At 67.3% G+C, this 23494-nt stretch carries 19 protein-coding genes; 6 read left to right on the forward strand and 13 right to left on the reverse strand.

What is annotated here, in order from left to right:
- Nucleotides 1-35: 35 nt before the first annotated feature.
- Genes AC1DK4_RS26925 through AC1DK4_RS26940 form a run of 4 tightly spaced genes read right to left on the reverse strand, consistent with a single transcriptional unit; the run spans nt 36 to nt 3262 of the window.
- Entirely contained in the window at nt 36-623 is a 588-nt protein-coding gene (locus AC1DK4_RS26925) for a hypothetical protein (protein ID WP_441614401.1), read from the reverse strand.
- Nucleotides 624-679: 56 nt separating this feature from the next.
- Nucleotides 680-823 (reverse strand): hypothetical protein, encoded by a 144-nt coding sequence (locus AC1DK4_RS26930; protein ID WP_441614399.1) that lies wholly within the window; start codon nt 821-823, stop codon nt 680-682.
- Between the two features lie 11 nt (nt 824-834).
- On the reverse strand, nt 835-1752 hold the full coding sequence (locus AC1DK4_RS26935; RefSeq protein WP_441614735.1) for a DUF2950 domain-containing protein: 918 nt from the start codon (nt 1750-1752) through the stop codon (nt 835-837).
- A 16-nt stretch (nt 1753-1768) separates the two neighbouring features.
- Complete coding sequence (locus AC1DK4_RS26940) at nt 1769-3262, reverse strand: DUF3300 domain-containing protein (protein ID WP_441614397.1); 1494 nt, start codon at nt 3260-3262, stop codon at nt 1769-1771.
- Nucleotides 3263-3879: 617 nt separating this feature from the next.
- On the opposite strand from AC1DK4_RS26940, the gene AC1DK4_RS26945 reads away from it, so the two are divergent.
- The 6 genes from AC1DK4_RS26945 to AC1DK4_RS26970 all read left to right on the forward strand — a co-directional run bounded on the left by AC1DK4_RS26945 (nt 3880) and on the right by AC1DK4_RS26970 (nt 12979).
- Entirely contained in the window at nt 3880-5037 is a 1158-nt protein-coding gene (locus AC1DK4_RS26945) for a hypothetical protein (RefSeq protein ID WP_441614395.1), read from the forward strand.
- 601 nt (nt 5038-5638) lie between these two features.
- Nucleotides 5639-7987: a DUF3141 domain-containing protein gene (locus tag AC1DK4_RS26950; RefSeq protein WP_441643531.1), complete on the forward strand. Its 2349-nt coding sequence runs from the start codon at nt 5639-5641 to the stop codon at nt 7985-7987.
- Nucleotides 7988-8037: 50 nt separating this feature from the next.
- Nucleotides 8038-8976: a phosphate acetyltransferase gene (locus AC1DK4_RS26955; protein ID WP_477131883.1), complete on the forward strand. Its 939-nt coding sequence runs from the start codon at nt 8038-8040 to the stop codon at nt 8974-8976.
- 4 nt (nt 8977-8980) lie between these two features.
- A complete protein-coding gene (locus AC1DK4_RS26960; protein ID WP_441614391.1) occupies nt 8981-10171 on the forward strand; it encodes an acetate/propionate family kinase in 1191 nt (396 codons plus the stop codon).
- Between the two features lie 162 nt (nt 10172-10333).
- Nucleotides 10334-11926 (forward strand): aspartate:alanine exchanger family transporter, encoded by a 1593-nt coding sequence (locus AC1DK4_RS26965; RefSeq protein WP_441614389.1) that lies wholly within the window; start codon nt 10334-10336, stop codon nt 11924-11926.
- A gap of 60 nt (nt 11927-11986) precedes the next feature.
- On the forward strand, nt 11987-12979 hold the full coding sequence (locus AC1DK4_RS26970) for a 2-hydroxyacid dehydrogenase (protein ID WP_477116471.1): 993 nt from the start codon (nt 11987-11989) through the stop codon (nt 12977-12979).
- Between the two features lie 63 nt (nt 12980-13042).
- On the opposite strand, the gene AC1DK4_RS26975 is transcribed toward AC1DK4_RS26970, so the two are convergent.
- The 9 genes from AC1DK4_RS26975 to AC1DK4_RS27015 all read right to left on the reverse strand — a co-directional run bounded on the left by AC1DK4_RS26975 (nt 13043) and on the right by AC1DK4_RS27015 (nt 23065).
- On the reverse strand, nt 13043-14239 hold the full coding sequence (locus tag AC1DK4_RS26975) for an aminotransferase class V-fold PLP-dependent enzyme (protein ID WP_441614386.1): 1197 nt from the start codon (nt 14237-14239) through the stop codon (nt 13043-13045).
- 27 nt (nt 14240-14266) lie between these two features.
- Nucleotides 14267-14740: a RidA family protein gene (locus tag AC1DK4_RS26980; protein ID WP_441614384.1), complete on the reverse strand. Its 474-nt coding sequence runs from the start codon at nt 14738-14740 to the stop codon at nt 14267-14269.
- Nucleotides 14741-14861: 121 nt separating this feature from the next.
- Entirely contained in the window at nt 14862-15782 is a 921-nt protein-coding gene (gcvA, locus tag AC1DK4_RS26985) for a transcriptional regulator GcvA (RefSeq protein WP_441614382.1), read from the reverse strand.
- 90 nt (nt 15783-15872) lie between these two features.
- The gene (gene pdxR / locus AC1DK4_RS26990; protein ID WP_441614380.1) at nt 15873-17420 is read right to left on the reverse strand and encodes a MocR-like pyridoxine biosynthesis transcription factor PdxR; all 1548 of its coding nucleotides are present in this window, start codon (nt 17418-17420) and stop codon (nt 15873-15875) included.
- Between the two features lie 149 nt (nt 17421-17569).
- Nucleotides 17570-18223: a SorB family sulfite dehydrogenase c-type cytochrome subunit gene (gene sorB / locus AC1DK4_RS26995; RefSeq protein ID WP_441614378.1), complete on the reverse strand. Its 654-nt coding sequence runs from the start codon at nt 18221-18223 to the stop codon at nt 17570-17572.
- An 11-nt stretch (nt 18224-18234) separates the two neighbouring features.
- Nucleotides 18235-19491, reverse strand: coding sequence for a SorA family sulfite dehydrogenase catalytic subunit (gene sorA, locus AC1DK4_RS27000; RefSeq protein ID WP_441614376.1), 1257 nt, complete (start codon nt 19489-19491; stop codon nt 18235-18237).
- 54 nt (nt 19492-19545) lie between these two features.
- Nucleotides 19546-20985 (reverse strand): NAD(P)/FAD-dependent oxidoreductase, encoded by a 1440-nt coding sequence (locus AC1DK4_RS27005; RefSeq protein ID WP_441614374.1) that lies wholly within the window; start codon nt 20983-20985, stop codon nt 19546-19548.
- A gap of 42 nt (nt 20986-21027) precedes the next feature.
- Nucleotides 21028-21432 (reverse strand): nuclear transport factor 2 family protein, encoded by a 405-nt coding sequence (locus tag AC1DK4_RS27010; protein ID WP_441614372.1) that lies wholly within the window; start codon nt 21430-21432, stop codon nt 21028-21030.
- 271 nt (nt 21433-21703) lie between these two features.
- Nucleotides 21704-23065 (reverse strand): amino acid permease, encoded by a 1362-nt coding sequence (locus AC1DK4_RS27015; RefSeq protein WP_441643532.1) that lies wholly within the window; start codon nt 23063-23065, stop codon nt 21704-21706.
- Between the last annotated feature and the right edge of the window lie 429 nt (nt 23066-23494).

Genomic DNA, 23494 nt, shown 5'->3' on the forward strand with positions numbered 1-23494 from the left:
GATGAACGCCCGGGAACGCCGGTCCTGCCGTGCCGCTACTTGGCGGCGGCCGGCTCCACGGACACCGCCAGGGCCTCCGTATAGACCGCCTGGACCCGGTCTCCCTTCTTGATATTCTTGAGCCGTTCCGGATCGTCAACCATCAGGTCGACGGTGCGTCCCTTTGGCCCCTTCAGGGTGACGGTCTTGGCCGCGGTGTTCACCGCAACCACATCGGCCGTGGCCGTCACTTCCCGGCCAATCGTGCCACCGGGCTTTGCGCCCGGCGCGGAGCGGTCAGAAATCTCGCGCTCGTGCAGGGAGAGCGGACCGCTGCCCTTCTTCAGGCTCAGGCTCAAGGCCTCGCGGTATTCGACGGACACGACATCGCCAACCTTCAGCTGGTCAAAGTTCCTGGCTTCCTCGCCTACCACCAGGTCCACGACCTTGCCGTCGCTCCTCTTTAGTGAAACCGTTCGCGTCGGCGCGTCGATCTTGGTGATCTTGGCGGTCGTCTTGGCCGTAGCCGTGGCACTCGTCTGCCCGGGGGCCTGCGTGACATCCATTTTCGTTTCGGGCTGTGCCCGGACCGATGCGGTAGCTGCCATCAGCATGGCCATGGCCAATAGTGTCTTTCCTTTCATGCTGTTCTCCCTTCCGTGTTTTTGCGAATCGCCCCACGATCCCGGCGGGCGGTGTGCTAATTGAAGCGCTCCTGCAGCACCGGCGCGCCGGCCTTGCTGCCTTTCCAGAAACCGGTCTTGTCGGATGCAGGAAACCCGTAGCTGGCCAGGAAGGCGCCTGTTTCCTTATCGTCGGCATCGGCGCCGATACTTGCAGGCATCGGGATGGATATCACGGGGTCACCTCTTTCCAGCCCGGGCCCGGGTCATAGGACCTTGTCGCCAGCGCCTTGTCCTGGCCGTTCGGGCCAAGGTCGCTTTCGAAGACCCGCCCGTCATGGCTGACCATGAAGCTCTTGATCCCTGTATCCCCGTAGCGAACCGGCCACGCGATCACCGCGAATCCGCCGAAGAGCTTGCCATTGACGACATAGTCATACTTGCCGCCCGGGGCATGGCTGCCCTGCGAGGTAAGCAGCTTGTAGTGATAGCCGTAGTAGCCGCCCTGGGCCTTGCTGCGCATGCCTGCCTCGAGGAACGCAGGTCCCAGCGGGCTTTGCGGTTCACCGGGCTTGGTTGGCCAATACAGGCCATCGCGCTTGCCGGGCGTGCTGACGAGCTTCATGGCATACACCGATATGCCCTGTGCCTGCTGGCTCATCTGCGCGTACTCGTTCTGCGCATCGCAAACGGCGAGCAAGGTCTGCATCACCGCCAGCTCGTTACGGCCGATGCGGCGCACACGCATTTCCTCGGCGCCGGCGCGGATATCGAAATGCCATCCCTTGGCGTTCTTCACCAGTGGTATGGGCAAGGTCCAGCCATCGTTGCCGGCCGTAATCCGGGCGCGGTCTTTCCCTTCCGGGCGAATGGCATGCGACTGGCTCCAGGCCTCAAGGAAGCGGTAGCGAATGTCTGCGCCGACCGGCGGGATCAGGTCGTGATAGTTGGCGCCAAACAGGGACTTCATCGCATCATCGTCGCTGGTGGCCACTGCGTCGCCAAGGGCGTTCATCGCAGCCTCGGGAGAGCTGAAATCCTTCTGCGCATGGGCCGGGGCCATACCCCAGGCAAGCAGCGCCAGCACCATGGCGATGGCACTGCCCCAGGCGCAAGACCGGGAGCGGGGAAGTCGTTGTGTCGAGTCCATGATCGCTTCCCCCAGGTTAGCGCCTACCGCCGCCACGGCCACCACCTCCGAATCCGCCACCACCACGGCCACCACCACCACCACCACCACCACCACTGAATCCACCGCCGCCACCGCCACCGCCACTGAATCCGCCACCGCCACCTCTGGCCGCGCCGCCTTGGTGTTGTCCGGCAGCCTGCGTGCTGGAGCGGCCCCGGTCGAAGTCACGCTGGGCCGAGGCGCCACCCCCGCCTACGCCCTGGAAGGCGTTATCGCGACCGCCGCCCGCGCCGCCTCCGATTCCGCCACCGCCCCCGGCACGATCCGACACGCCGGCACGATTGCCGGCACCACCGCGATCGCCGGCACCGCCACGGTCGCCGGCACCACCGCGGTCGCCGACACCGCCACGATCGCCGGCACCACCGCGGTCGCCGGCACCGCCACGGTCACCGGCACCACCGCGGTCGCCGACACCACCACGGTCACCGGCACCACCGCGGTCGCCACGCCCCTGGCGGTCGGCCACGGACGCCCGGTCAGACGCGCCCCGACCGCCATCCCGGCCACGATAATCGTCGCGCCTGTCGGCACCGGCCCCGCTCCTGCCGCCGAACTTCTCGCGCGAAGCGTTATCCCGGTATGCCACGCCTTTCCGATGCGCGGCGTCGTGCTGCCATTTTCCGCCGCCCTGCACCTTGGTGCGGTCGAAGTTGCGGTCGATATTGGCGGCCTTGTTGACGTTGATGTTCACGTCGCCGCCACCCCAGTTGCAGTTGCCGAAGATGGCCCCGGCGGCGGCCAGGCCGACGCCCCATGCAAAGCCGGTGGCCAGTGCGGCACCCGGATAGTAGGCAGGATAGGGTGGCCAGTAGTACGGCGGATAGGCGGGGGCGCTCCAGGCGCCGTAGACAACGGTCGGATTGTAGGAAGGCACGTAAATGACCTGCGGGTCCGCCGGCTCGATCCGCACGACCGTCTGGCTGGCGGGCTGTCCCTGCGCCGGCGCCGCCGCAGCCGGCGCCGCGGCCGGCTCCACGATCACCTTCTGCTGCTCGTTCGACTTGAGGTTGCCCGATTGCTGCGCCCGCGCCCGCAGACGCTGCACCGCCGCCAGCACGTCTTTCTCCTGGGCGAGGAAAGCGTCGCCCAGCTTTTGCGTCCAGTCGAGCTTGTCGTTCATCGGCTCGAGAGCCTGCGGAAAGGCAACCAGCGACTTCACGCTGACATCCCATGACTGGTTCTCTACCGCCTTGAGCGCGGCGTCGCCTTTTACTTTCGGGTTGGCCTTGACCCAGCGTGCGGCCTGCACGATCTCGAGCGGATACGTCGATGCCATCAGGACCTGGGACAGCACGGAATCGGGGTAGAGCGCGATGGGCGCGACCAGTGCCTCGAGTTCTTCCGGCTTGAAGGCGGCCGGCTGGTCCGATGCGGCTTGCGCATGAGCGTTGAAGGAAATCATCGTCAGAGCGGCGAACAGCCATGCGCCGGCATGACGGAACAAACACCTCAGCCAAAGGTTCATCCCCAATCCTCCCAGGGCCCGGTTTAGCCGGACACCCTATCGGACTTCGTGCCCCAGCTCCGCGCTCGCTCAGGGACACGGCAATGTCCGGCAAGCGCACCGGCGAACGTTCCCGCCCGGATCTGGAGAGCCGTATTCTTGGGTCCGGTGGCTATGTAGCCTGGGCTGCTCCGGAACCAGGGCGAGACAAGCTCCGGCTTCCCTCGAAGCCCGCGCCACAAGTCAGAGGGAAACCGGACGGACATTTGTGTTCTGTAGGTCCTTTGTGCCCACTCTAGGCGCAACCGTCACGCACGCCACCATGAAATTTTTCAGAAGTCGAAATAAGAAGAATCCATCCAGAATGATTGTGCTCGATCAAGCCCATGACGGCGTCTTGTCGCGGTAGCGCAGCAAGAGACAGGGCCCGCCCGCACAGCTTGTCGTCACCGGGCCGGCAAGCTGGCTTCGGCCTTGGCTGGGGCGGATTCAACGGGCAAGGCCGGAACCTGAAGACTCGCCGGGCCCCTCGACGGATATTCAGCGATGCATCAAGGCCCCCGGCAGCCGATAATGGGCCATGAACCACTGCGGGCGGAGCCGCGGTATCCGAGGTATTCGAGGGCACAGGGGGAGTCATGAAGACGAGGCTGGCGCTTTGTTTCGTGGTGATAGCCGTTCTCTTGTCAGCGGGGGCGGCCGCCGCCGACTTCGGTAGCAAGGCCGGTCCCGAGCCCGCCAATATCGATCAGATTGCCGACCTCCTTCGCGAGGATCCCTATGACCTGGAATTGCTGATCAGTTTCGGCACCTCCAAGGGCGGATCGGCCGGCCATTTCGCGCTGGCGATCCGGGACGACGCGCGTGGCGACGATCTGGTCTACTCGGCCAACTTCTATGCCGACCGTACGCGCAAGCACGAAAGTGGCTACTACACCACGGACCTGATGGTTGCCATCCCGAAGAAGGAATACCTGTTCAAGACTGTCTCCTCGGTCGGGGAGACGGCCTCGTTTGGCCTCGACTTCGGCGAGATCTACAAACGCTCGGTTATCGGCGTGCGCGTGCACGGCGTACCGGCCAGCGACAAGGAGGCCCTGGCGGCTTACTTCGGACGCATCAATGACGACTATCACCAGCGGGCCAGGGATACCGAGTATCACAGCGGCGAGGTCAAGTACGACTACTTGCGCCTCAACTGCGCCAAGACCATCGGCGCCGCATTCAAGTTTGGCGCTGGCTACAAGGACCTGGAAGTGACCAGCGCCAGGTTTCTGTCCGGACGGCGGGTGGTGGCGGCCGCCAGGGCCAACGTCCCYACCGAGATGGCGATGAAGCTGATCAAGGAGTGGGGCAAGCGCCAGTACGGCATGGAGGTGGTGCTGTACAAGAAGTACGGCGGCTCGACCTATGTGGATCCGCACGAGGAGGAGAAGGTGGCCTTCAAAGACCTGCCCAATCGCTTCCCCTCGGTCTTGTCCCTGGACTTCCGCAGGGAGGAGGGCGCCTACCAGGACTTCGACAACCTCTTCGCCATGTATCTCCTCTACAATCTGGGCAAATACAGCGTGCGGGTGAGCGAACAGACGATGCTGCTCGAGATCGAAAAGGAGAAGCGCCCGATGGCTTATCCCGAGGCAGTCGAGCTTGCCACCCAGAGCGCCAGGTCGGACAGCGAGAATTTCCGTCGCCATATCCGGTTCCAGCCGCGCGGTACAAAGATCGGGGAGACTCCGGACAACACGCATCTCTACAATTTCACTGACGATGGCGGCGGGAAAACGCCCACGGATTGAAGTCGGGCGGACTTGCTGGCGCACCACATGGAGCGCCCGTTTCGCGTCGTCGAGCGCCAGCTCGGTCATCCCGAGCTGCGCCACCGTGGATCGGTGAAGAACACACGGCGCCGGCATCCCGGCCCAAGGAACTGAAGCGGGGCAACCTAGCGATCGGCGGCAACCCTTCCTATACTCCACCAGCCGGCCACATCGTGGCTTTTTATTTCAGGCGGCATCCCGCCTTTGACACAGGCCTTCCAGCAGAATCGGCGCTTCCATGGCGGCGTGGTTTTGTAGATGTGTCTTATGCACCCCAATGTCGTGGCCCCGCAGGCTCGCCAGGACGTATTCCTGTCACAAGGCAGCCATTTCTTTGCGACGAGTCAATGTGTCGGCGGGTGGAGCGAAGAAGATAGAGACACAAGCAGCAAGTGGTTGGCGTTTTCGCTTTGCCGCACGTCCGATGGCGCGAGCCGCTCATGCGAGCCCTGCAGCGTCGCAGGAACAGGCGCTCTGCCGGCGGCGGGTTTTAGCTTGGACGAACGAGATGCACTGCGCCGGTTGCCCGGAGAGTACTGGGACCCGGATGCCCGAAGGACTCGCTGTCGAGGTCAATACCATGGATGCCGGAAAGCAACTTGAGCATGCCCATGAGATCGGAATCAAGACCGGTCTGGTGCTCCAGAAACGCATCAAGAACGCGCAAGCGGCCTTGGGTCGTCGGGTAAGGTCCGCCTATGGCGATGGCGATGGCGATGGCAGTGGGGATGGCGCGGTGGCCGCCGCCAGGCTGATGGCCGGCGCCGATCCCTTGAGTTGTTACGCATACGGGGGGGATGCGGCGCAGCGCGCCATTCTCTTCTGGGACACGCTGCGCCAGCGCGGCAATCAGTTTGTCGAGAACGCGGTGCAGGGCCTGAAGCCGGTGCTGCACTTCGACTACGAATTCGTCCTCGACGGCCGCCAGTTCGCGCGGCCGGTGAACTATGCGCTGCTGCGCATCACGCCTCCCGAGGGCGTGCAGGTCGGCGAGGACCGCCGCCCCTACCTGATCATCGACCCCCGCGCCGGTCATGGTCCCGGCATCGGGGGCTTCAAGGACGATTCGCAGGTGGGCGTCGCATTGCGTGCGGGTCATCCGGTCTACTTCGTTATTTTCTTCCGCGATCCCGAACCGGGCCAGACCTTGCTCGACGTCTGCGAAGCGGAGCAGGTGTTCGTGAGGAAGGTCCGTGCGTTGCATCCGGACAGCCCCAAGCCGGCCATCATCGGCAATTGCCAGGGTGGCTGGGCGGCCATGATGCTGGCCGCGTCCGACCCGGACGACACCGGCCCCATCGTGATCAACGGTGCGCCGATGTCGTACTGGAGCGGAGCCTGGAGCGAGGACGAGGGAGATAACCCGATGCGCTATGCAGGGGGGCTGCTGGGCGGGACCTGGCTGTCCTCTTTCACCGCGGATCTCGGCAACGGCAAGTTCGATGGCGCCCATCTGGTGCAGAACTTCGAGAACCTGAATCCCGCCAACAGCCTGTGGGACAAATACTTCAACCTCTACAACAAGGCTGACACGGAACCGCCGCGCTTCCTGGAGTTCGAGCGCTGGTGGGGTGGCTACTACCTGATGAACCGCGAGGAGATCGAGTGGATCACCCGCAATCTGTTTGTCGGTAACAAGCTGTGGTCCGGCGATGTGAAGGGCGCGGGCGGCAAGGGTTTCGACCTGCGTGCCATCAAATCCCCCATCGTGCTGTTCGCCTCGATGGGGGACAACATCACCCCGCCGCAGCAGGCATTCAACTGGGTCGTGGATTTGTATGAGAGCACCGAGCAGATCAAGGCGCTAGGCCAGGTCATCGTCGGCATGGTTCACCAGAATATCGGTCACCTGGGCATCTTCGTTTCCGGGAAGGTTGCGCAAAAGGAGCACGCGCAGATCGTTTCGGTACTCAAGAGCATCGAGTTGCTGCCGCCCGGGCTGTATGGCATGGTCATTACCGAGCGCGCGCAAAAAGGAGAAAACGGCGAGGTCGAATATGACGTCGAGTTCCGCGAGCATCGCCTCGAAGACGTCGCTGCGCGTCTCAATCGCTTCCAGCGTGCCGACGAGAAGCCGTTCGAGGCGGTGGCTGCGCTGTCCGATTTCAACCAGCGCGCCTATGAACTGTTCGCGCAACCGTTCGTGCAGGCAATGTCCAGCGATATGTCCGCACGGCTATTGCGGGAGTTTCACCCGCTGCGCGTGCAGAACTGGGCGCTGTCGGATATGAATCCCTGGCTTGCCTGGCTGGGCCCCGCCGCCGACGCCGTCAGGGCAAACCGGCAGGCCATGGAGCCCGACCATCCGCTGCGCCAGCGCGAGCAGGCCGGGGCCGAGGTCGTCAGTGCGGCGCTCGATGGCTACAGGGCCATGCGCGACGCCATGACGGAGGCGTCCTTCTTCGGCATCTACGCCAATATGTTCTCGCTGTATTTTGGCGACAAGGGGTCTGCCCGGACCGCGCCGGCCGCGGCTGTCGATCCGGCGGCATTGCCGGAGGTCACGGCGGCCCTGGCCGCGGTGGCCAGCGGCGGCTATGTGGAGGCGCTCAGCCGGGTGGGTTTGCTGCTGATGCGCCACGGGGAGCCGCTGCCGCTCTCGCGCCTGGAGATGCGCAAGGAGATGGTCGCCGACTATGCGGAATACCTGCCCGAACTGGCGCCCCACGAATGGCGCAAGATTCGCGGCCAGCAGGAGATCACCGTGCGGTATGCACCGGAGCAGGCCCTGGAGACGCTGCCGGTCCTGCTCCAGGATCCCGCCGACCGCGAACGGCTGCTGGCGCTGCTCGACAAGCTGTCGGCAGACGCGCGCGTGCTTGGCAGCAAGCCCACGGCCGAGCAGGTGGCGATGCTCGCGCGCATCCGGACAACCCTGGCAGGCAAGCCAGAGCGCGCGCGCCGCGCGGCCACCCTTGCGCGTGCCTGAGGGCGCYGGGATACAGCTTGCCACGGCCGTTGACAGCAGGAGGATTGCGGGTGGACACCAAGCACGAGAAGTACCAGCGGCTGATCGATTTTTGCAGGTCCATCCCGCCAACGCCGACGGCGGTGGTGCATCCGTGTGACCGGAGCTCGCTGGAGGCCGCGGTAGAAGCCGCGGAGCTGGGGCTGATCGCCCCCGCACTGGTAGGCCCCCGCGCGCGCATCGAGGAAACGGCCAGGGCCAGCGGTATCGACATCAGCCTGTACCCGATCGTCGATGCGCCCTTCAGCCAGGCGGCCGCCGCCGCTGCCGTGCAACTGGTGCGCGAAGGCAAGGCCGAGGCCTTGATGAAGGGCAGCCTGCACACCGATGAACTGATGGCGGCCGTGGTCAGGGGCGACACCGGCTTGCGCACTGCCCGGCGTGTCAGTCACTGCTTTGTGATGGACGTGCCGGGGCACGAGGAAGCCCTGATCATCACCGACGCGGCTGTCAACATTGCGCCCACGCTCGCCGAGAAGGCCGACATCCTCCAGAACGCCATCGATCTGGCCCATGCGCTGCAATTCAAGGAAGTAAGGGTGGCGATCCTGTCGGCGATGGAGACCGTCAATCCGAAGGTCCCGTCCACCATCGAGGCTGCCGCGCTGTGCAAGATGGTAGACCGCCACCAGATCACCGGCGCGATCGTCGACGGCCCGCTGGCGCTCGACAACGCCATCGACATGGAGGCCGCGCGCATCAAGCAGATCGATTCGCCGGTCGCGGGTCGCGCCAATGTGTTGCTGGTGCCCGACCTGGAGGCCGGCAACATGCTTGCCAAGAGCCTGTCCTTTCTCGCTGGCGCCGATGCGGCCGGCGTCGTGCTCGGCGCGCGGRTGCCCATCATTCTCACCAGCAGGGCAGACTCCGTGTCGACCCGGCTGGCATCCTGCGCGGTTGCCGCGCTGGTGGCAAAGGCGCGCCGCGAGGCGGGAAAGACAATGGGGTGACGCTGTGGCCGACTTGATACTGGTACTCAACGCAGGCTCGTCGAGCATCAAGTTCAGTGCGTTCGGTGCGCACGGCGACGAGCCGGAACTGGTGCTGCGCGGCAGTCTCGACGGGATCTACACCTCGCCCGCCTTTCGCGCCACCAATGCGTCCGGCGCGGAGGTGGAGAGCAAGCACTGGGGCGACGGGAATGAACTGGGGCATGGCGGGGCCATCGCATTCCTCGCGGATTTCCTGCGCGGGCACGGCGAAGGCCATCATCTGGTCGCGGTGGGGCACCGCGTGGTGCACGGCGGGATGCAGTTCACGCAGGCAACCAGGGCCACTCCCGAGGTGGTCTCGGCGCTCGAGGCCCTGAGCCCGCTGGCGCCTTTGCACCAGCCGCACAACCTCAAGCCGATCCGCATTCTCGCGCAGCGGCGACCGGAACTGCTGCAAGTGGTTTGTTTCGACACCGCGTTTCACCGGGCGCAGCCGGAAGTGGCGCAGGCATTCGCGCTCCCTGCCTCGGTCACGCGGCACGGCGTGCGGCGCTACGGCTTTCACGGGCTGTCTTACGAATACATCGCCAGCGTCCTGCCGGCGGTCGACGCTGGCGCCGCGGCGGGCCGGACGGTGGTGGCCCATCTGGGCAACGGCAGCAGCATGTGCGCGCTGGTGGCTGGCCGGAGTGTCGCCAGCACGATGGGATTCACCGCGGTGGACGGGCTGCCCATGGGCACGCGCTGCGGCAATCTGGATCCCGGTGTCATCCTTTACCTGATGGATGAGCTCGGCATGGATGCGCGTGCCATCGAAGACCTGATCTACCGCCAGTCCGGGCTGCTCGGCGTTTCGGGCGTCTCCAGCGACATGCGCGCGCTGCTCGCCAGCGATGCGCCGCTCGCCCGCTTCGCCATCGAGCTCTATACGTACCGGATCGGGCGGGAGCTGGGCTCGCTTGCCGCCGCGGCGCAAGGCCTGGACGCGCTGGTGTTTACCGCGGGCGTCGGCGAGCATGCGGCGCTGATTCGCGAGCAGGTCTGCCGGCAGGCGGCCTGGCTTGGCGTTGCCCTGGATAACGCGGCGAACGCCGCGGGCGGGCCGAGGATCAGCACGGCCTCCGGCAAGGTGTCCGTGTGGGTCATCCCGACCAACGAGGAACTGATGATCGCAAGGCATACCAGGTCGCTGATCGACGTGATGCCGCACTGAATGCCGTTCCGCCCTCCGCCACCGGGCGCGAAACGATGGCCAGGTTTACCTGCCGAGCGAATCTCACCCGATTGAGGGAATCCGGGTCGCGCGCGACGGCTTGAGCTGATCCGTGCGCGCGCCGATGCGCGGATCCTCTGTTCCGACAAGAAGGAGCCGGCCATGGATGCAGTCAGGACGCTGTTCGAGACCCAGCCGCTGTTCACTTTGTTCCTCACCGTGGCCCTGGGTTACGTTGTCGGCGAGATCAATGTAAAGGGGGTCTCGCTTGGATCGGGGGCCGTGCTGTTCGTCGGATTGGCGATTGGGGGATTTGCGCCGAAAGCGGCGCCACCCGCACTCATCGGGACTCTCGGCCTGCTGCTGTTCCTCTATGGCATTGGTATCCAGTACGGCGGCCAGTTTTTCGCGGGCCTGAGCAGTGCTCGAGGACTGAAGGCCAATGCCGCCGCCGCCCTGGGCGTGGTCGGCGCCGGATTCGTGTCGCTGGCGCTGGTGCCCTTGTTCGGTGTCAAGCTGGATGAATCGCTGGGGATGTTCGCGGGTTCAGGCACCAGCACGGCGACCTTGCAGGCGATCATTGCGGTCATGAAGAACGACGGCGCCGCGGTTGGCTACAGCGTGGCCTATCCCTTCGGCGTGGCCGGTCCGATCCTGGCCCTTTATGTCCTTGGCGCGGTGCTCAAGGTAAAGATCGAGCCGCCGCCGGAAAAGGTCATCGAAACGGCGGAGATTTCCCTGATGAACCGAGAGTTCATCGGCCTGAAGCTCGCCGAACTGAAGGCGCGCCTGCCCGCCGGGATGGCAATTGCCGCGGTGCGCCGCGAACACCATAACCAGTTGCCCAGCGAGGACCTGGTCCTGCGGGCCGACGATGTCCTGCTGGCGACCGCCACCGACCCGGCGGTGCTCCAGCACGCAGCCGCGCTCCTGGGCGAGTTGCAGCCGGGGCGGATGAGCAGCCACCGGGAGGATCTCGACTATGCCCGCGTGTTTGCATCGAGCCGCGCGGTGGTCGGGCTGGCGCTGCGCGACATCCGCTTTCCCGAGGGGGTTGTCTGCTCGATCGTGCAGTTGCGCAGGGGCGATGCCGACATGCTGCCTGGCCCCGGCCTCGTCCTCGAGGTCGGCGACCGCGTCGGCCTGCTGGTGAATCGTGCCCACGTAAAAGCGATGCGCAAGTTCTTCGGTGACTCCATCAAGGGCACCGCCGAGCTGAGTTTCATCTCGATCGGCATCGGTGCGGCGGTGGGGCTGCTCGCTGGCATGATCCCGCTGCCGATTCCGGGCGCCGGCAAGCTGAGCCTCGGGCTGGCCGCGCTGCTGCTGGTCGCGCTTTATCTTGGCAAGATCCGCCGGTCCGGGCCGTTCGTGTGGACCATGCCCTTGTCGGCCAATCTGGTTCTGCGCAATTTCGGCCTGACCATCTTTCTGGCGCAGGTGGGCATCGCCTCGGGGCCGAAGTTCTTTGCCACCATCAGCGTGACGGGGATCTCCTTCCTGCTTTACAGCATTGCCATCGTGCTGGCGCTGGTGCTGATCACGGCGTTGATCTGCCTGTGGGTTTTCAAGTTGCCGTTCGACATCACCGTGGGCGTCATTTCCGGCGCGACCGGGAATCCGGCGATCCTGGCCTTTGCCAATCGTGTGGCCCCCACGGACCAGCCCGACCTCGGCTGTGCCATGATTTTTCCTTCGATGACGATTGCAAAGATCCTGTTCGTGCAGATCGTCGGGGCATTGGCCGGGGGCTAGCCTCGCCAGGTCGTCACGTTCCCCGGAACAGCGAACCTCCATCCTCCTGGGAGACACGCGATGAAAATTGCCGTATTCAGCGCCAAGCCCTACGACCGCGAGTATCTCGATGCGGCCAACGCCGCCGAGGGGCATCAGCTCAAGTACTTCGATGACCTGCTGGATATGGACACGGTCGGCCTTGCCGCGGGCTGCGACGCGGTCTGTATCTTCGTGAACGACACGGCGGATGCCGCGGTGCTCGATGCGCTCAAGCGTGGCGGAACGAGCCTGGTCGCACTGCGCTGCACCGGATTCAACAACGTTGATCTGAAGGCCGCGCAAGGGCTTGGCATGAAGGTGGTACGCGTGGTCAATTACTCGCCCAACGCGGTCGCCGAGCATGCCGTTGCCCTGCTGCTGGCGGTCAACCGCAAGATCCACCCGGCCTACAACCGCACGCGGGACTTCAATTTTTCCCTCGACGGGCTGATGGGGTTCGATTTCTGCGGCAAGACCGTCGCCGTGGTCGGCACCGGCAAGATCGGCCGTGTGTTCGCCAGGATCATGATCGGTTTCGGATGCGAGGTCATCGGCTACGATGCCTTCCCCTCGCCCGAGTTCGAGGCCCTGGGGGCTCGCTATGCCGTTCCGGGCGAGATCGGCATCAGCGCCGATATCATTTCCCTGCACTGTCCGCTGACCCCGCAGACGTATCACATCATCAATGCCGACTCGCTGGCCCGCGCAAAGCGCGGCGCGTTGCTGGTCAATACCAGCCGTGGCGGGCTGGTCGATACCGAGGCCGCGATCGAGGCGCTGAAGAGCGGGCAGCTGGGCGGGCTGGCCCTCGACGTGTACGAGCAGGAGGCCGATCTGTTCTTCCGCGATCTCTCCGGCACCATCATTTCGGACGACGTGGTGCAGCGCCTGGTCTCTTTTCCCAACGTCATCGTGACCGGCCACCAGGCCTTCTTCACGCGGGAAGCCATGACGACGATCTGCGAGACGACCTTGCGCAACGTGACCGAATTCGCGTCGGGCCAGGCGCTGAGCAATGAAATCAAGGCCTGACATGACGCCCGGCTCCGGTCTTGCATAGCCGGTTCCTGCCGGGCTACCGGGCTTGCGGGCTAGCTAGCGGGCCAGCGCGCGCAGCGCTTCGATCAACTTGTCGATCTCCGCCTCGGTGGTGAGGTAGCTGACCGAAGCGCGCGCAACCTCGCTGAGCCCCCGCGCGTTCATGTCCAGCGGCGTATAGGCAATGCCATTGCTGCCGATCGTCACGCCGCGCTGCGCGAGGCTGCGTTGCACGTCTGCCGCGCCATGGCCGGCCAGGTTGAAGGCCACCAGTCCGGAGCGCTCGCGGCCCTGGTCCAGCACCGTCACGCCGGGGATCGCCGCCAGTTGCGCGCGCAGTGCCTGCGCGGTGGCGTCGATGCGCGCGCGGATGGGCCCGAGGCCGATTTCCAGGGCTTCCTGCAAGGCATTGGCCAGCCCGCAGTGCATTGCCTTCGCGGCTTCGGCCGACTCGAAGCGGGCGGCGTCGCCGCGCAGCACGGGCTCGCCGTCCGCGCCCAGCGGCGCCGAGTGTGTGTCGACGAAGGCGGGCGTGAGCCGGGGCAGGAAGTCCTTGCGCACGTACAGCAGCCCGGTGCCGCGCGGGCCGCGCAGCGCCTTGCGGCCTGCGCCGGTCAGCACGTCGCAGCCCAGCTCGGCCACGTCGATGGGCAGCTGGCCTACGGCCTGCGCGGCATCGATGAAGTACGGGATGCCATGGCGGCGTGTCACCTGGCCGATGGCCGCGGCGGGATTGATCAGGCCGCCATTGGCCGGCAGCCAGGTCAGCGAGACCAGCCGCACGCGCTCATCGAGCATGGCCTCCAGCGCCCGCGGATCGACCGCGCCGCTGTGGTCGGACGGAATCACCTCGATCGTCGCCCCCGCGCGCTGCGCGCCCAGGCGCATGGCCGCGAGGTTGCCGCCCCATTCGTGGCGCGCGACCAGGATGCGGTCGCCGGGCCGCCACGACGGCAGCGCGGCGAATGCCGCGCCCCAGCCGGGCGAGTTGCCGGTGGTCAGGGCGATCTCGGCGGGCTCGGCGTTGACCAGCTGCGCGGCGAGGGAGCGCGCGCGTGCCGTCTGCGCGCGCGCGGCCACGCCGGCTTCCATCGGCCCGGCCGTGGCTTCGCGCAAGAGCTGGGCCTGTATCGCCTCCAGCGTGGCGGCGGACGGCAGCGAGGCGCCGGCATGGTTGAAATGCGTGGTGGTGCGGGTGCCGGGCGCGCGGGCGCGCAGCGCCTCCACGGCGGCGGGTGTGAGGGGAGCAGGCATGGGACCTCCGGAGGCGCGCGACAGGGTTCAGGGCTGGGCCAGCAGGATCACGGCCTCGACTTCCACGGCCACGCCGCTGGGCAGGGCCGCCACGCCGACCGCGCTGCGCGCATGGCGGCCGGCTTCGCCGAAAACCTGCACCATCAGGTCCGAGGCACCGTTGGCGACGGCGCTCTGGCGGTGGAAGTCAGGCGTGCTGGCGACAAACACGCCCAGGCGCAGCACGCGCGCCACGCGGTCCAGCCGGTCGCCGGTGGCGGCGGCGATCTGCGACAGCAGGCCCAGCGCGCACAGGCGCGCGGCCTGCACGCCGTCGTCCTCGGCGATATTGTCGCCGAGGCGGCCGAGATAGGCCGGCTGGCCGTCCCTGCGCGAGATCTGGCCGGAGACGTAGAGCACATTGCCCTCCAGCACGAACGGCACGTAGTTGGCGGCGGGCGCGGCCGCCGGTTCCAGGGTGAGGCCGAGATCGGCCACGCGGGCGCCGAGGGATTGGGTCATGTCGGGGATGCCTGGTTAGCCCGGCTGGCGCAGCTTCGGCCGGCCGGGACGGGAAAGCCTCATCCTACGGGCAGCGGGAGCCTGTGACAAACCAGTTCTTGCGCACCATGCATGAGCAGGGCTAATGCATGGCGCCTGCCGGATCTTGCGCCACGGCCTCCATCAGCCAGGCGCGGAAGGCCTGCGCGGCCTCGCCCGGCGTGCCGCGCGGCATGACCAGCCACCAGCCGATGCGGGGGTCGTCCAGCATGGTGCCGGGCAGCGCCTGGACCAGCTTGCCGCTGGCCAGCTGCGGGGCGATCAGGCGGTGGCGGCCCATCGCCAGGCCCTGCCCGGCCAGCGCCGCCTCCACCACGATGTTGTAGTCGTGCAGTTGCACGGTCTGCGCCTGCCTCAGGTCCAGGCCGAAGCGATGCGCCCACGCGTTCCACTCGAACGGTTGCTTCGCATGCGAGGCCAGCAGCGGGTAGCGCAGCAGGTCCTGCGGCTGGCGCGGGCGGGCGGGACCGGCGATCAGTGCGGGCGCGCATACCACCGACAGGCGCTCGGACATCAGCAGCTGCGCGCGCACGCCGGGCCATGCGCCCTGGCCATAGCGGATCGCCATGTCCACCTCGCCGCCGGCGACGTCGGCCAGCGCGATATCGGGACGCAGATGCAGGTCGATGTCGGGACGGGCCGCGGTGAACGCCGGCAGCCGCGGCGCCAGCCAGCGGGTGGCAAACGACGCCAGCAGCCCGACGCTCAGCGCGGTACGCGCGGCGGCGGGGGCGCGAACCTGCTCGGTGCCAAGGCGCAGCAGCTCGAACGCCGCGTGTACCTGCGCGTAGTAGGCCTGGCCGGCCTCGGTCAGCGCCACGGCCCGCGTGCGGCGCTCGAACAGCGCCACGCCCAGGTCGGCCTCCAGCCGCTGGATATGGTGGCTGACGGCGCTTTGCGTCACGAACAGTTCTTGCGCGGCCTGGCTGAAGCTCAGCCGCCGCGCGGCGGCTTCGAAGGCCCGCAATGACAGGAGGGGCGGCAGGGATCGCGTGGAACGCATGAGCTGGATCGATGGCTGGGGCAGGGCGTCATGCTACTCCTTGCCCGCCGTGTGCGTGCCGGCGGCAGGGCCGCACGGCCAGGGGCCGCATCAGCGCCCGGCCGGGCCCGCCGCCTGGCCGACCAGCTGCCCGAGCAGCTTGACGCCCTCTTCGATGCGCTCGTCGGCAATGGCGGTGTAGCCCATGCGGAAATGCGGGGAGGGCGCATCGGTGGAGAAGAACACGTCACCTGGCTCGATGATGACCCCGTGCGCCAGCGCGGTCGCGGCCAGCTTGCGGGCGTCGAGCCCCGGCGGGCCTTCCACCCAGAACGACGAAGCGCCGGGCGAGTTGTGCGCGCGCGCCTGCGGCAGGTGGCGTGCCAGCATCTCGCGCAGGATTCCGGCGCGGCGCTGGAAGATCGGCGCCACGCGGCGCAGCAGCGCATCGTGGTGGCCCAGAGAGATGAACAGCGCGGTGGCGCGCTGGTTGTTGGCGGGCGGATGGCGCAGCATGAAGCGCCGCAGCGCGCGCGCCTGCCGGATCACGGCGGCGGGGGCGACGATATAGCCGAGCCGGATGCCGGGCACGAACGACTTCGACAGGCTGCCCACGTAGATGACGCGGCCGTCGCGGTCCAGGCTCTTGAGCGCGGGGACGGGCTGGGTCAGCGCCGGGTTCTCGGTATCGTAGTCATCCTCGATCAGCACCACGTCGTGGCGGCGCGCCTCGCGCAGCAGCGTCTCGCGCCGCTCCAGCGGCATGGTGACGGTGGTGGGGCACTGGTAGCTGGGCGTGATGAAGGCGTAGTCGCATTGCGCCAGCGCGGCATCCGGACACAGGCCGGACTCGTCCACCGGCAGCGGCACCACTTCGCGCGCGCGCATGCCGAAGATGTGGCGCGCGTCGTTGTAGCCCGGCTCCTCCAGCCCGACCCGCGCGCCCTGCATCAGCAGGTCGGCCAGCAGGTAGAGCGCGTTTTGCGCGCCCATCGTAACCATGATCTCGTCCGGGTTGGCCCACACGCCGCGCCGGGGCAGGATGTGCTTCTGCAACTGCTCGATCAGCAGCGGATCGTCCCGGTCGATCAGGTCCGAGGCCCAGCCGCGGATCTCCAGCACGGCCAGCGCCATGCGCGAGCATTCGCGCCAGTCGGCGGTGGGGAACAAGGCGGGATCGAACTGGCCGTAGATGAAGGGGTAGGGATAGTTCTGCCACTCGCTGGGCTTGACGATGGCGCGCCTGCCGGTCATGTCCGGCAGGCGCGCGGTCCAGTCGGGGCCGCCGCCCTGGGCGCCGTCCGCGGTCTCGCCCGCGCAGGCGCCGTTGGCGCCGGTGGACGCCGCCTGCGACGATGCCGTTGCCGGCCTGGCCGCGCTGGGCAGTTGCTCCACCACGAAGTAGCCGCGCCGCGGGCGGGTCTCCAGGAAGTGTTCCTCGACCAGTTGCTGGAAGGCCAGGATCACCGTATTGCGCGCGATGCCGAGGGTGGCCGCCAGTTCGCGGCTGGAGGGAAGGGCGCTGCCTTCCGGCAACTGCCGGGCCAGGATGGCCGACACCAGCCGCTGGCGCAACTGCGCCTGCAGGCTGACGCCGGAATCGGGAGATAGCTGCAACAGCCGGTTCCAGAAAGTGTTCGCCTTGCCCATGCTTGCCATGCCGCTTGCGCTCCCGCTCCTGCCTGAGTTGTCGTGACCGTCGTGACGAGCGGCAGATTATGGGCGATGCCGCGCCCCGGCGATATGCGGGTTGCCCGCAGGCCGGCGGGCGGCGTGCAAGAAGCGATGGCGTGGCCGCTGCGCTCCCCTCAACGGCCGAGGATCCACTGCGCCAGGCTCTGCAGGTCCTCCTTGGCCAGGCCCGGGTAGGGCGGCATCGGAACCTGGCCCCACTTGCCCGCGCCGCCGGCGGCAATGTTCTGCGCCACCAGCGCCGCGGCGCCGGGCTGGTTCGCGTACTTTGCCGCCACGTCCCTGAACGCCGGTCCTACGATCTTCTTGTCGACGGCATGGCAGGCGCTGCAGTTGTTGGCCGCCATCAGGGCCAGGGGATCGTGACTGCCGGCGGTGGCGACGGCAGCCGGTGCCGCGGCCCCTGCGCCTTGCGGCGCCGCCGTGCCCGCGTAGGCCGTGCGCTCCGCCCCGTATGTCTTGCTGAGGTAGTCGACCATGGCCGGAATGTCTTCATCCGGGAAGGGCGCGCCGAAGGGCTTCTTCATCTTCTTGACGGTGGCATCCCAGTAGCCGCGCGGCGACGACGGCGGCTGCGTCTGCACGTACTGCGCGGAGTGGCAGGTCATGCAGTTCTGCTGCACCAGCCGGTAGCCGGGCAATTCGCTCGGCGTGTAGCGCGCCGTCTCGGGCGGCAGGGTGATCTCCAGCGCGTGCGCGGCCGGCACGCCGGCGAGGCAGCCCAGCGCCAGCATGAAGCCGGCACGGCGCCCGGGTTTGACGAGTTGCATGGCTGCCTCCTTCATGCCGCCACCACGCGGGTGGTTTCCACCACGTTGCGCATATAGCCGGCCGGGTTCCACAGGGCGGCAAGCGGCTGGCTCTGCCCGATGCGATTGCTGGCGCGTACCTTCAGCTCGTACTCGCCCTTCTTCGGCGGCGTGAACGTCGCGGTCCATTCGCGAAAGGAGTAGCGGCCCAGGTCCTTGCCCAGTTGCGCCGCGCGCCAGGTGCGGCCGCCGTCGGTGGACAAGGCGACCTCGTCCACGCCAAAGCCGCCGTCGAACGCGATGCCGCGCAGCACGGTCTGGCGCCCGGCATGCAGCCTGGCGCCATCGGCCAGGCTGGTGATGAAGGAGCGCACGTTGAAGCGGTTGATCGGCACCGTGCGGGCGGGCGCGGTGCCGGGCGCCACGCAGGCGCAGGCGTTGTCGGGGATGCGGTAGGCGGCGGTCATCCAGAAGCCGTCGAACGGCTTGTCGAGCACCTGGATGTTGGCCAGGTGCTTGACCCAGTAGGTGCCGTAGTGGCCGGGCACGACCAGCCGCAGCGGGTAGCCGTTGAGCATGGGCAGGTCCGCGCCGTTCATGGCCCATGCGAGCATCACCTCGCCGTCGAGCGCGTGGTCGATGGCCAGCGCCTTGACGAAGTCCGGGCCGCCTTCCAGCGGTGGGCGGTCCATGCCGTCGAAGCTCACCTGCAAGGCGCCGGCCTGCACTCCGGCCTTCTCCAGCAATACCTTGAGCGGGATGCCGGTCCAGCGCGCGTTGCCCATGGCGCCGTTGCCCAGCTGGCCGCCGTTGGCGCGCGGCGAAAAGAAGCCGCGGCTGTTGCCCGAGCACTGGTTGACCGCCACCAGGTCCACCGGGGTGGACAGGCGCTTGATCTCGTCGAGCGAGAGTTCCAGCGGCGTGTTGACCTTGCCGCCTACGCGCAGGCGGTAAGCCTGCGGGTCGATGCTGGTGGGGATGCCGCTCCAGTGGTAGCGCACGAAGAAGGCGTCGTTGGGCGTGATCGCGCCGTCGTTGAACACGGCAAAGGGCGTTTCGAGCTGCGGCGGCCGGCTGGTGAGCAGGATCAGCGGCCGCTTCTGGGGAAAGGCGATGAGCTCGCGCTCGCCATTCTCGAACGGCATCTCGACCCGCGCACCGGCAGCGCCGGCCGCCAGCGCTTCGAGCGCGGGATGGGTCAGCGCCGCGCCTGCGCCCAGCGCGCCGAGGGCGCGCAGCGCGCCGCGGCGGCCTGGCCGGGATGGTGCGGGATGGTGCTTTTGGTCCATGCCTGTCTCCTCGTCTTCTTATGGTCTTGGGTCTTGGTGCCAGCCCGTGATCGGCTAGATCACTTCATCCTTCATGTGATACCAGCGATACAGGAACCACTGCCCGAAGCGGCGGAACGGCGCGAACGCCTGCGCCTCCACCATCTCGCGCACATTCGGGAACGGCAGCGCCGAGCGGAAGATCGGCAGCTCCGGCCCGGCGCTCTTGCCCGCGATCAGCGCCGCCATGCGCTTGCCCGCCTGCGCGGAGTACATCACGCCATTGCCGCCGTAGCCCATTGCGTAATAGATGGTCTGGGCCGGGTCGGGCTGGAAGATGCGCGGCATCATGTCGTGGCTGACATCCACCCAGCCCCACCAAGAATAGTCGATCTGGATGCCTTCGAGCGCGGGGAACTTGCGGTGCAGGTCGCTGACCAGCTTGTCCTTGTATTTGTGCTGCGGTGCATCGTTGCCGGTGATGGCGCTGCGGCTGCCGATCTGCAGGCGCCCGTCCGGCATCAGCCGGTAGTAGTGCCGCAGGATGCGGGTATCGGTGATGACCTGGGTCGTGCGGAAATTGCACGCGGCGCGCTCCGAGGGCGTCAGCGGGCGGGTGACGATGGAGTTCGAGAGGATCGGGAACAGGCGGTTCTTGAGCTGGGCGTGCAGGTCCGGCGAGGTGTAGCCGCCGGTCGCCACGCCGACCGCGCGGGCGCGCACGATGCCGCCCGGCGTCTTCAGGTAATGCACGCCGCCACGGGTCTCCCAGCTCAGCACCGGGCTGGACGGATGCACCCTGGCGCCCAGCGCGCGCGCGCGGCGCAAGTAGCCGAAGGCCAGCTTGCCGGCGTGGATGCCGATGCCTTCCGGCTCGTGCATGGCGCCTGCCGCTTCCTTGTCGTCGACGTATTCGCGCTTGACGGTGTCGGCGTCCAGGATGCGCGCGTCGTACTTGAACACGTCGCGCAGCACCTTGGCTTCCTTCTCCAGCGCGGGCATGACCTTGGCGCGGTGGGCGATATAGAGATGGCCGCCCGGCTGCGGATCGCAGTCGATGTCCTTGATCAGGCCCTTGAAGGTCTCCATGCCGTCGCAGACTTCCTCGTGCAGGCGCAGCGCGGTGTCCAGGCCGTAGCGCTGGATCCACTGCGAGCGCTTGAGCCGGCCCGAGGCGCATTGCGCCTGGCCGCCGTTGCGCGTGCTGCAGCCCCAGCTCACGCGGTTTGCCTCCAGCACGGTGGCCTTGATGCCGTGTTCCTGCGCGAGGAAGATCGCGCAGGTCAGGCCGGTGAAGCCGGAGCCGATGATGGCCACGTCCACGTCGATATCGTGGGTGATCGGACCGTCGTCGGGCGGCGGCTCGCCGGCAGTGCCGATCCAGTAGGTGGGCGCGTACTCGCGCCCCTGGCCAGGGGTGGGCGCGACCAGCGGGTCGTAGGCGGGATCGTAGGGCCGCGAAGGCGCGGTGGCGCGGTCTTCGGGCAGGATCAGTCGTGCTGCGGTGGCATCCATGTCTGTCTTCCTCATGTGCCCTCTGGCGGGGCCGGATCCGGTTCAGTTGCCTGCGCGGTTCACCGCGACAGGGGGGCGGTCCTTGCGGTAGGCGTTCTTCACGGCGATCTTGCCGTCGCGGAAGGTGAACACATCGACCATGCGCGCTTCGATGCGCGTGCCGTCCGCCCTGGTGCCGCGGAAGGTGGATTCGCTCACGCCGCGCTCGCCGTTGACGAAGTGCTCACCATCCAGCCAGGCGGCATCGGGGAATGCCTGCCATGCCAGCTGGAAGCCCTCGCGCACCGCCTCCCTGCCCGCGAAGGTGCGGCCAAACAGCTCGCCGCCGGCCACGGCATGGAACACGCAGTCGTCGGCCATGAAGCTCATCAGCGCTTCGATATCGTGGCGGTTCCAGGCGTCGGCGAAGGCCTGCAGGGTCGTGGTGGTAACTTGGGACGTGGTCATCGGGGTCTCCGGGATATCGTTGGTGAATGGCGCGCCACGCGGAGCGGCGCGCCTTATGACGTCAGCATAGTGAGATGGCGTGCAATGCAGTAGGGCCAGAGCGCGCCAATCGTTTGGGCCAGCGGCGGGCGGAACGGGCCGCTGCGATGGGCTAGCCGCAGCTGCGCATCAGGAGCGCCGCAGGCAGCATGTACACGGCCACGAGCGCGGTCCCGGCGGCGCGCTGGCGCCGCGATGCCGGCATCGCGGGGCGGGTCGGCCGGGCGGTGCGTCAGTCGGCGCGCCGTATCTCCGGCATGTGCGCGGCGACGCCATGCTTGCGGCATAGCTGGCGCACGGCGTAGGCGACGAGCAGGATGCCGAGGCTGGCCACGCCGAGCAGCAGGGGGGTGCGCTGGTCGGGGATGAAGGCCATGGCGACGACGATGCCGACCATGCCGGCAATGGCGACATAGGTCAGGTAGGGGAAGGCCCACATGCGCACCTTGAGCCGGTGCGGCGCTTCGCGCTCGAGGCGGCTGCGCAGGCGCAGTTGCGAGATGGCGATCAGGATGTAGACGAAGATCGCGACGGTGCCGTAGGAGTTGACCAGGAAGGCGAACACCTTGTCCGGCGAGACGTAGGACATCACCACCGCGCCGTAGCCGAACAGCGTGGCGAACAGGATGGCCCTGACCGGCACGCCGTTGCGGCTCAGCGTGGCGAGCGCCTTGGGCGCATCGCCACGCTTGGTCAGCGCGAACAGCATGCGCGAGGAGGCGTACAGGCCGGAGTTCAGCGCGGACAACACGGCGGTCAGCACCACCGCGTTCATGATCTGCGCGGCCGCCGGGATGCCCATGGCCTTGAGCGCGCTCACATACGGCGTGGCGATGCCGGCGGAATTCCACGGCACCAGGCAGACCACCAGCAGCACCGAGCCGACGTAGAACACCAGCACGCGGGTGATGACCGAGCTGGTTGCCTTGGCCACTGCCTTTTGCGGCTCGGCGGTCTCGGCCGCGGCGATGGTGACGATCTCCGCGCCGAAGTAGAAGCCCGTTGCCGCGACCGCGCCGGTCAGCACCGGCATGATCCCGTTCGGCGCGAAGCCGCCATGCGCGCTCAGGTGCGCCACGCTGGCGCTGGCGCCGGGCCACATGCCCAGCACGAACAGCCCCGCCAGGAACAGGAACACCACGATGGCGGCAACCTTGATCGAGGCGAACCAGAACTCGAACTCGCCGAAGGACTTCACCGAGATCAGGTTGGTCAGCGTGAGCATCACCAGCAAGACCAGGCTGATGCTCCAGCCCGGCACATCGGGTAGCCAGAAGCGCACCAGGTCGGCCCCGGCGACGGCCTCGAGCGCGACCACGATCACCCAGAAATACCAGTACATCCAGCCGGTCAGGAAGCCGGCGAGGCCGCCCAGTGCCGGGCGGTCGCTCCAGGCCTCGCGGGCGTATTCGTAGAAGGAGCCGACGGTGGGCAGCGCGCACGCCATTTCGCCCAGCATGCGCATCACCAGTACCACCAGCAGGCCGGTGATGAGGAAGGAGAGGACGGCGGCGGGACCCGCGGACCGGATGACCACGCCACTGCCGACGAAGAGGCCGGCGCCGATCACGCCGCCCAGCGCGATCATGGTCATGTGGCGCTGCTTCAGCCCGTGCTTGAGGCCGCTTGATTGCTGCTGATCGTGAATCACTTTGCTTAGTCTCCTGGATTGCTCAGGGGTCATGCGCCACGGTTTCTATAGTAGGTCGGCGATTGGCTCGCCGCCCCGGGGGCCGTGGTCGTTGCGTCATGTGCCGCATTGCGCGCGGCCGCCTGACGCGAGGGTCGGATACGCCCTTGCCCGGCGGGCCGGGCAAGGGCGTATCGCGTGCTCGCCTGCTGATCTGCATGGCTGCCGATACCTGCCGGCCTCACAGGGACTCAGACGAAGTCCTTGTACTTGTCGAGGGTGCGCACGGGCTTGGCGAGCGCATCGCGGCGGAACGGGTCGCCGAGCTCGCGGGTGCACATGATCTCGATGATGGTGGTCTTGCCGTGATTCATCTGCAGATCGATGGCGCGC

It is taken from the genome of Cupriavidus sp. 05N38, from assembly GCF_056397345.1.

Coding starts and splice junctions, on each gene's coding strand:
- sorB (WP_441614378.1), bottom strand. CDS start 18,223: ATGCAACTCGTCAAACCCGGGCGCCGTGCCGGCTTCATGCTGGCGCTG.
- AC1DK4_RS26970 (WP_477116471.1), top strand. CDS start 11,987: ATGAAAATTGCCGTATTCAGCGCCAAGCCCTACGACCGCGAGTATCTC.
- AC1DK4_RS26975 (WP_441614386.1), bottom strand. CDS start 14,239: ATGCCTGCTCCCCTCACACCCGCCGCCGTGGAGGCGCTGCGCGCCCGC.
- AC1DK4_RS26965 (WP_441614389.1), top strand. CDS start 10,334: ATGGATGCAGTCAGGACGCTGTTCGAGACCCAGCCGCTGTTCACTTTG.
- AC1DK4_RS26950 (WP_441643531.1), top strand. CDS start 5,639: ATGGATGCCGGAAAGCAACTTGAGCATGCCCATGAGATCGGAATCAAG.
- AC1DK4_RS26980 (WP_441614384.1), bottom strand. CDS start 14,740: ATGACCCAATCCCTCGGCGCCCGCGTGGCCGATCTCGGCCTCACCCTG.
- AC1DK4_RS26935 (WP_441614735.1), bottom strand. CDS start 1,752: ATGGACTCGACACAACGACTTCCCCGCTCCCGGTCTTGCGCCTGGGGC.
- gcvA (WP_441614382.1), bottom strand. CDS start 15,782: ATGCGTTCCACGCGATCCCTGCCGCCCCTCCTGTCATTGCGGGCCTTC.
- AC1DK4_RS26925 (WP_441614401.1), bottom strand. CDS start 623: ATGAAAGGAAAGACACTATTGGCCATGGCCATGCTGATGGCAGCTACC.
- pdxR (WP_441614380.1), bottom strand. CDS start 17,420: ATGGCAAGCATGGGCAAGGCGAACACTTTCTGGAACCGGCTGTTGCAG.
- sorA (WP_441614376.1), bottom strand. CDS start 19,491: ATGGACCAAAAGCACCATCCCGCACCATCCCGGCCAGGCCGCCGCGGC.
- AC1DK4_RS27015 (WP_441643532.1), bottom strand. CDS start 23,065: ATGACCATGATCGCGCTGGGCGGCGTGATCGGCGCCGGCCTCTTCGTC.
- AC1DK4_RS26930 (WP_441614399.1), bottom strand. CDS start 823: ATGCCTGCAAGTATCGGCGCCGATGCCGACGATAAGGAAACAGGCGCC.
- AC1DK4_RS27005 (WP_441614374.1), bottom strand. CDS start 20,985: ATGGATGCCACCGCAGCACGACTGATCCTGCCCGAAGACCGCGCCACC.
- AC1DK4_RS26940 (WP_441614397.1), bottom strand. CDS start 3,262: ATGAACCTTTGGCTGAGGTGTTTGTTCCGTCATGCCGGCGCATGGCTG.
- AC1DK4_RS27010 (WP_441614372.1), bottom strand. CDS start 21,432: ATGACCACGTCCCAAGTTACCACCACGACCCTGCAGGCCTTCGCCGAC.